1 protein-coding gene is annotated in these 340 nt (G+C 64.4%); it reads left to right on the plus strand.

Annotation, left to right across the window (positions count from 1 at the left end; translation table 11 throughout):
- Positions 1-340 (plus strand): RHS repeat domain-containing protein (locus AEQ67_RS00005; protein WP_442965623.1); only part of this gene is annotated, 340 nt, incomplete at both ends.

Raw genomic sequence — 340 nt, forward strand, 5'->3', positions numbered from 1 at the left:
CCTACGACCTGCTGGGCCGCCTGATCAAAGAGACCACGCCGCAAGGCGCCTTGTCTTACGACTACGATCCGCTGAGCAACCTGACCACGCTGACCCTGCCCACCGGCCAGCACCTGAACCACCTGTATTACGGCAGCGGCCACCTGCACCAACTCAACCTCGACGGCCAGCTCATCAGCGATATGGAACGCGACGACCTGCACCGCGAAGTCCTGCGCACCCAAGGGCAGCTCACCAGCTGCTTCGGCTACGACGCCATGGGCCGCAAGGCCTGGCAGTTCGCCTCGACCCTGCCGGCGGAAAAACTCTCGCAACTGCACAACCCCGGCATCCAGCCCGA

It is taken from the genome of Pseudomonas sp. RIT-PI-q (assembly GCF_001297125.1).
GTDB lineage: Bacteria > Pseudomonadota > Gammaproteobacteria > Pseudomonadales > Pseudomonadaceae > Aquipseudomonas.